This window comes from Limnobacter sp. (assembly GCF_964228395.1).
In the GTDB taxonomy this organism is placed as follows: domain Bacteria; phylum Pseudomonadota; class Gammaproteobacteria; order Burkholderiales; family Burkholderiaceae_B; genus Limnobacter.
Genome location: NZ_CAXQZX010000133.1, coordinates 18,851 through 27,123, shown reverse-complemented (window position 1 = coordinate 27,123; position 8,273 = coordinate 18,851). Strand labels below are relative to the sequence as shown.

At 56.7% G+C, this 8,273-nt stretch carries 4 protein-coding genes; all 4 read right to left on the bottom strand.

Annotated elements, in window-relative coordinates:
• Positions 1–333: 333 nt before the first annotated feature.
• A complete protein-coding gene (locus tag ACEQU8_RS11530) occupies positions 334–2,724 on the bottom strand; it encodes an EAL domain-containing protein (RefSeq protein WP_370263744.1) in 2,391 nt (796 codons plus the stop codon).
• Positions 2,721–4,115 carry a hypothetical protein gene (locus ACEQU8_RS11525; RefSeq protein ID WP_370263742.1) on the bottom strand — a complete coding sequence of 465 codons (1,395 nt, stop codon included), beginning with the start codon at positions 4,113–4,115 and terminating at the stop codon, positions 2,721–2,723. The genes ACEQU8_RS11530 and ACEQU8_RS11525 overlap by 4 nt, the downstream gene beginning before the upstream one ends.
• 98 nt (positions 4,116–4,213) lie before the next feature.
• A complete protein-coding gene (locus ACEQU8_RS11520; protein ID WP_370263746.1) occupies positions 4,214–4,951 on the bottom strand; it encodes a pseudouridine synthase in 738 nt (245 codons plus the stop codon).
• Between the two features lie 250 nt (positions 4,952–5,201).
• The gene (locus ACEQU8_RS11515) at positions 5,202–8,273 is read right to left on the bottom strand and encodes an efflux RND transporter permease subunit (RefSeq protein WP_370263741.1); all 3,072 of its coding nucleotides are present in this window, start codon (positions 8,271–8,273) and stop codon (positions 5,202–5,204) included.

Below are 8,273 nucleotides of genomic sequence, written 5' to 3'. Positions count from 1 at the left end.
GCCGCCTTCGCTTGCCCAGAAGCCAGCAGGGGCCATTGCCCCTGCAGCGACCTTCAGGACAATCTGCCCGACCGTGCCAAGAATGAACGGTGCCCCCCAAGGGGGCAGAGGCCCGACCCGACCTCCGTTTTGGAGGGCGGGCCTCAGTTCAGGCGAGGCTCAGGGAGGGAAACACAGATTGGCCGTCGCCAAGGGGCATGGACCTGCTGGCTTCAAGGAGCAAGCGAACGAACATGGCATGGACCTGCTGGCTTCAAGGAGCAAGCGAACGAACATGGCATGGACCTGCTGGCTTCTAAGAGCAGGCGAGTTAGCTTCAAATTGCCGCGACACTTAGATGAGGATTTTTTTGGCGCTTTCCAGCGGAATCTGCTGCGCCCAAACAAACTGCCGCGTGTCATCCGACGTCATGGGCCGCGCCAGGCCGAAGCCTTGCAATTCCAGCACGCCAGACTCGATCAAGAAGTCCCGCTGCTCTGCTGTCTCAACGCCTTCAGCCACCACGCCCAAGCCCAATGCACGGGCCATGGCCAGCACAGTGCGGGAGATGATGACGCTGTCTGGCTTTGCAGGCAGGTCGTTAACGAACGAGCGGTCCAGCTTGATGGACTGCACTGGCATTTTGTGCAACATGGCCAGGGATGAATAGCCTGTTCCAAAATCATCGATGGACAAGGTAACGCCCAACTCGTGCAGGTGGTTGAGGTCTTTCAACACACTTTCGTGGTTTTGCATGAGCACGGTTTCTGTGAGCTCAAGCTCCAGAAGCTTGGCGTCAAGCCCGGTGATTTTCAAAATTTTATGCACGGTATTGCACAGTTTGCCATCGAGCAATTGAATGCCCGACACATTCACGGAAACTCCGATGGGGCTTTTGAGTTTTTTGTTGGTGTCATGTAGCCATTTACATGCTTTGCGCAGCACTTGCTCGCCCATGGGAATGATCAGGCCGGTTTCTTCCGCAATGGGAATAAAACGCGCCGGTGGGATCAATTCGCCGCTGCGAGAACGCATGCGAGCCAAGGCTTCTACGGCGCATATGCTGCCGTCGGCGTTGAAGCGCGGTTGGTAGTGCACCTCAATGCGGTCGTGGATGATGGCGTCGTGCAGGTCGTTTTCCAGGTCCACCTTGTTTTGCAAGGTGGCGCTCATGTTGGCGTGGAAGGCGCGCACTGTGTTTTTGCCCGCTTGTTTGGCCTGGTACATGGCGATATCCGCGTTTTTCAGCAGCCCTTCCACGTCTTTGCCATCGTCTGGGAACAGGGACACACCGACCGAGGCACCCACATAAATTTTTTTGTCGCCCAGTTCAAAGGGTTTTTTGCTGACAGCGTCTACCACCTTTCGACCCACATTGAAGGCGGTGTCTTGGTCGGCGATGTAGGGCAGGGTGATCACAAATTCATCACCCGACAGGCGAGCCACAATGTCGGAGCTTCGCACCACGCTGCGCAGTCGCTTTGAAACAGCCACCAACAGGTCGTCGCCGCGGTCATGGCCCAAGGTGTCATTCACGGCCTTAAAGCCATCAAGGTCGATGAACAACAGCCCCATTTTGAAGTCTTTGACCTGATCGTTTTGAAGAAGCTCTTCAAGAGTGGAGGTCAGCGCCAGTCGGTTGGGAAGGCCGGTGAGCGGGTCGTGCGTGGCCTGGTGGCGCATTTTGTTTTCGTTGCGCTTAATGGAGCTGATGTCGGTGAAGAAAATCGAAATCAGCTCGTCGCTGGGGTAGGCCTTGACCTGGTACCAAATGTCGTTGCCCGGTTCTTGCCACTGGAATGTTTCGGGCAGCATGCTGCCCTTGGCTTGGTTCAAAAATTTGAACAGCGGGGTCTTTTTGAGGTGAGGTGCGCGTTCCCAAATCATGCGGCCCAACAGCAGGGGCGGGCTCTTGCCCAGCAGCTCGGCGCCTTTGGCGTTCAGGTACTGAATGTGGCCTTGCAGGTCGATGGCAAAAAATGCGTCATCCATCGACTCCAAAATGCTGTTGATGCGCTCTTCGCTTTTGAGCAGCGCTTCCTCAAGGTTGTGTTTGCCCGAGCGGCCAATGAGCAAAATCTCAGACCCGCTGCAGGCCGCAGTCCAGTCAAAATACACCACCTCGTTGTTGATGTTTCGAAGTCTAAACGTGCCTTCGGCTGAGTCGGTTTGGTATTTGACTTTGTCAACAAGGCGTTTGAACTGCGCCACATCGGTGCGGAACACCAGGTTGGCGGCATCCAGCCCCTTGAGTTGATCCCCGGTTTGCCCCAGAAACTGTTCAACCGATGGGCTGATGTTTTGAATTCGGCCTTTGTCATCGACGATCAGCAGCATGCTTTGCTGTACATCCGCCTGCATGCCCTGTGGCAAGGGGGCTTTGGTTGTTGGTGTGCCTGGCTCTGCGGCCACTGGGGGCAGGCTGCTCAGGGGCTCTTCCATCAACATGGCGAATTCGCCGCAGTTCCACAGTTGTACGCGGTGCCACTGCTGCTCAATTTGTACGTGACCGGTCCATCCTTGCTGGCTGTTCATGGCGTTAAGCAGGGCGCGGTACACCCCCATGCCCAGACGCTGGGTGATCAGGTCGGGGCCTGATTTAAAACCGATGGTTTGCCTGTAGCATTTGCTGGCTGCAATCACATTCAGGTCGTTGTTGTTGCTGCCCAGCAGCACATAGCGAACGGTGTGGCTGTCTAGCAGCTCGGTGATCAGTGGGTCGTCCAGCACATGGCTCAGGCTCATACGTCAAACCTCGAAAGGCGTCGTTCCAGTTCGCGCATCAAGTCGTCAGAGCGCAGTATGGTTTGCACGGTGCTGTTGAGGGTTCGCAGGGCGCTTTCTGCGCGAGCCTGCATGCTTTCCATCGCGCCCAGCACCTCCCAGCCTTGGCGCTGGTTGCTGTGGCCATTTTCAACCCATTGATGCGTTGCGCGGTCCACAGACACCACCTGGTTTTCAATGGCGCTTAGTCCACTCTTGAGCACGTCCATTTTGGACAAAAATCCCTGTGTGCGTTCGTTCAGGCTGTCGAGCATGGCCACAGCAGAGGCCAGGTTCTGCGCAGCGGTGGCGTTCAAGGTGGCGCCGCCCTCTTTCTGGATACCCACCAGCAATTGATGGCTGTCGAAGGTTTGCTTGCTGATTTTTTGAAGGTGTTCCAGCGACTGGGTGAGTTCATTGAGCAGGTCAAAGCAGTCGTCGGTGATTTTTTTGGACATCTCGGCTGTGGCCTGCCCCATGCGGGTTTGATTGCCCAGGTTTTGCACAAAATCGCGCAGGCTTTTGGAGGCCAGTGCGCTGTCTTCAATTTGTTGGTTGTTGTCGACGCCCAACTCATTGGCAATCGTCGAGAGTTCGCGCACATCGGTGCGCAACATTTTGAAGGCCGCCACAATGAAGCTCATGTTGTCGGCATATTCATTAAATACCCGGCCTGTGGTGGACACCACGCCCATTTCGTCGGGCTGGGCGCGCACGCGCAGGTTCACGCCACGGTCTTTGTCAAGGTAGCTCAGCAACAAGGCGCCTTCCGCCGCCGCTTGTGCATGCTGCCGAAGGGTGTGGGCGATCAGGCTGAGTATGGCCACTTCAACGGCCACATAAAAACCGTGCAGCGCCACGGCGGGTAAGCCCGAAAAGGGTCCACTAAATACATAGCACTCGTAACCGGCCTGTTGCAGCAGGTCGAATACGACGTGGTGCACGGCAATCATCAGCCCCATGCTGATCAAAGGACGTGCGTCTCGGTAAGCCAGCATCACTGGCAGCAGCATGAAAAAACTAAAGTGGAATTCAATCAGCCCACGTGCCAAGTGCACATGCAGGGCGCCCATGCCCACCAGCAAAGCGGCGTGTACATGCATGACCCAAGATTGGCCGGCGGCATAGCGCGTGACCACCAACCCGGTTAAAAAGAGGGGGATGCCCCAAAGCGCGGCCTGATAAAGGTTTTGGTAGGCCCACCCCTCAACCAAGGCGAACACCAAGCAGGCCAAACCCACCAGCACACACAGCCAATCGGCTTGTTTGCGAATGTCATCCAAAGCCGTAACAGCAAGACCAGGGTTGGTGAGAGAGCCAAGCAGACTGGAGTGGCTTCCAGGTTGTGGCATGGCCGGAATCTGAGCGTGCATGGACATGTTCTCGAGGTGAAACTTTGACGAATTGTTACACCTGAGAATACCCGCAGGGGGGTGGTTTCAATCACCCGAATAAGCCAGTTTTTACCCGCTTAGAAATGCTCTTCGGGCATGAGCAAACGCCACTGCCCGGGCGGCAGGTCGCCCAGCATTACTTTGCCGATTCGTACCCGCTTCAAGCCCACCACTTTGAGGCCCACCATTTCGCACATGCGGCGAATTTGCCGCTTTTTACCTTCGACCAACACAAAGCGAAGTTGGTCTTCGTTTTGCCAACTCACCCGAGCGGGTTTAAGGGGTTCGCCATCCAGGCTTAGGCCATGCCGAAGCAGTTCCAGGCCACGGTCGCGCAACTCGCCCTCTACGCGCACCAAGTACTCTTTTTCAACCGTGGAGTTGGCGTCGATGAGTTGCTTGGCGATTCGGCCATCTTGCGTGAGCACCAGCAGACCCGTGGAGTCGATGTCCAGCCGGCCTGCCGGGGCCAAGCCCTTCAGCATGGCGGGTTGGAAGGCGGGTGATGTTTTTTTGTCGTATTGGTTGTCTGCCCCAATGCATTCCATGGCAGCTTTGTAACGCCCTTCGGGCTGGCCCGACACCACGCCGATGGGCTTGTGATACAACAGGGTGACCTGTTTGCTTAAGGTGTTTTTTGCACGCGCATCCAGGTCAATTTTGGCAGTGGGCAGCACCTTCACGCCCAGTTCGTTCACCACCTGGCCATCGACCCGCACCCAACCTTTTTCAATCAAAAAGTCGGCCTCGCGCCGCGAACACAGGCCCTTGGCCGCCATGATTTTGCTCAAGCGCTGTGGCTCGTGCGGGTCCATCATGTCGAGCGTGGCGGTGCCAGACACCCGGCTGCGCCTTGGGCGAGGCGCTGTGGCGCCTGTGCCGCTGGGTGCGGCAGTGCGCCCGCCACGCGCGGGCCCTCGGCTTGGTTTGGCTGCGCCCGTGGGGCGTGCATCGCGTGTACTTGGGCGCTTGGGTGGGCCACCCCGGGGCGAGGGTTTTTTCATGGTGTTTGGGCTGCGCTGTTGAATTAGCCGGTATTGTAGGCCAATTCAACAGGGGGCAGGTTTATGCGGGCTGGGCCTTGTTGTTTTGAAGGTCGGGTGGCAGCAGCTTGTACAGCACTGGTGTCACCAGGCGGCCGATGAAGGTGGAAGACAGCAATCCACCGATGATCACCCAAGCCATGGGCGAATACAAGCCACCACCCTGCAAAGCCAGGGGCATGAGCCCGCCCACGGCGGTTGCACTGGTCAGCAGAATGGGCAGGAAGCGAATGCGGCCCGCTTCCTCAATCGATTCATCCAGGCCTTTGCCTTCTTCGCGCAACTGGTTGGTGAAGTCCACCAGCAAAATCGAGTTTTTAATCTCGATGCCAATGAGCGCAATAAAACCGATCATCGCGGTGAAGCTCAGTGAGTTGCCTGTGATGTACAGCATCACCATGCCGCCGGTTACGCCCAGCGGGATCACAAACAGTACAATCAAGGTGCTTCGGAAGCTGCCAAACTCCAGCACCAGAATGGCCAGAATGCCAAACACAGTGATGAGGATGGCGGTGCCGAATCCAGCAAAACTTTCTTGTCTGCTTTTTACTGCACCAGCCAGCACAAAGCGATAATCGGAGGGCATGTCCAACTGGCGAATTTTTGCAGCAATGTCGTTGGTGACCTTTTCGGTGTTGTAACCCGTGCGTGTGTAGGCGGTCAGCAGCACTGCCCGTTCGCGGTTATAACGGTAGATGCTGTTGAGGTTGTCGTCCAGCTCCAGGGTGGTGAGTTGGGTCAGGGGCACAGCCTGGCCACTGCGCGAGATCACATGGAAGTCTTCCAGGGCAGCCAGACTGCTGCGGGCTTGCGCCGGGCCGCGCACCAGGATGGTGTAAGCATCCCCATCGCTTTGGCGAATTTCGCCTGCAGGGGCTCCTGCAATGGCCAAGCGCACCGCCTGGTCCAGGTCCACCGAGTTCACGCCAAGCAAGCCAGCTTTTTCGAAGTTCACTTTCAGGCGCAGATCGCTTCGGCCTGTGCGTTGTGGATTGTCGACGTTTTGGGTGCCGGGGTGCGCGGTCATGATTTGTTCAATTTGACCGGCATAGGTGCGCAATCCATCCAGGTCGGGGCCCACCAGGCGAATGCCGATGGGGGCGTCGACGGGGGGACCATTCTCGAATTCACGCACCACCAAATTGGCGCCCGGCACTTGCTTGAGTTGTTCGCGAATGGCGTCCAGCAGGGCGGGTGTGTCGTCGGTGTATTTTTCAAGTTGAACGAACAGCTCGCCAATGTTGCTTTGCTTGTCAGACTGGAACACGTTGTAATAAATCTGCGGATTGCCTTCGCCCACGGTGCTCATCACTGCGGTGATCTCGGGGAAGTTTTTCAACTTGTCTTCCACCTGGGTTATCACGCTGTTGGTGGCCGATAAGCTGGCGCCCGGGGGCAAGCTGACCTCAATCACGAACTGGGGCGTGTTGGCTTTGGGGAAAAGCGACATGCCCATCAGCGGCACCAGCCCAAGGCTGGCCACAAACAACACCAGCGAACCGAACACCACGGTTTTGGGGGTTTGCAAGGCGCGGTGCAGCAGGGGGGTGTACACCCGGTCAATGCCTAGCATCAGTTTTTGCAACACAATGTTGCCGTGTTCGTTTTCTTCTTTTTTCAGCACGCGGCTGGCCAAAAACGGAATGATGGTGAGCGCCACAAACAACGAGGCCAAAACCGTGAACACCACCGACACGGGCAGCGATCGAATAAATTTACCTGCGTTATCGGGCAGCATCAGCAAGGGCAAGAAGGCAAACAGCAAGGTGGCGGTACAGCCCACCACGGCCAGTGAAATTTGCTTGGTGGCATAGCGCGCAGCATCCACGCGGTTGTAGCCCATGCGCAGGTAGCGAGAAATGTTTTCGATCACTACGATGGAGTCGTCCACCAGCAGGCCCAAGGCCACCACCAAGCCTGCAATGCTCAGCTGGTTGAGCGAAAACCCGGCAAAATAAAGGCAGGCCAACCCGGTGAGCAGTGACAAAGGGACGCTGACCATCACAATGCCAGCGGCACGCAAGCCCAAGGGCAGCAGGGTGATCAGCACCAGTGTGACGGCCAAACCAAAGTCGAAGGTCAGGCGGTTAATGCGCTTGGCGACGTTTTTGTATTGTTCAAACCCCCGCTCCAGCCGAATGTCCGGAGGCAGGTTTTTTTCAAAGGCGTTGGCGGCCTGTTCGATGGCCTGTTGGGTCACAAAAATATTGCGTTTGTCTTTTTGGTTGGCTGTGATGAACACGGCACGCTCGCCATTGAAGCGGGCCAGCACGTCTTGGTTTTCATAGTCCCATTGCACATCGGCCACATCGCCCACGCGGATCAGGCGTCCACCCAAAGCGCCACCCGCGCCGGTGCCTGCAATCACGGTGTTGCGAATTTCTTCCACGCTGCGGTATTGGCCTGAGGTTTGAACATTCAGCCTTCGCCCACCTTCTTCCACTGGGCCACCGGGAATATTGAGCGACTCGCCCTGAATAACCCGGGCCACATCGGCCGCTTGTATGCCAAGTTCAGCGAGTTTTTTGAAATTCAGTGTGACTCGAACCTGCTGCTCGGGGTAGGACCAGGTTTCGCTCTCGCGCACGGCGTCAATGCGTTCGAAGGCTTCAGACAAGTCTTCTGCGTAGTCGGCCAGTGTGGCGTAGCTCGCTGTTTCGGATACCAATGCGTATTGAATGATGTTGGTAAAGCCTGGGTTGATGCGCTCAATTTCTACACTGCGAACCCCTGCCGGAAGGTTGGGGCGGATGCGCGCCAGCTCGCGGTTGACTTCATCGAACTTGGTGTCCACATCCACTTCGGCATTGAAACGGACAAACACCACACCGCCGCTGTTGCGGGCGGTTGAGAGCATTTCCCTGAGGTCATCCAGCCCGCGTAAAGCGTCTTCAATGGGCTTGGCCACCTGCTGTTCCATTTCCACGGGGTCGGCACCTGGGTAAATCACATTGATGCGAAAGGCGCTGATGTCGAAGTAGGGGTCTTCGGTGCGTGGAATGTCTTTGTAGGCGCTCAAGCCGATGGCCGTGAGCAGGAAAAAAATCACCAAGGTGAATTGGTAATTCTTGATGGAAAAGTCGGAGAGTTTCAT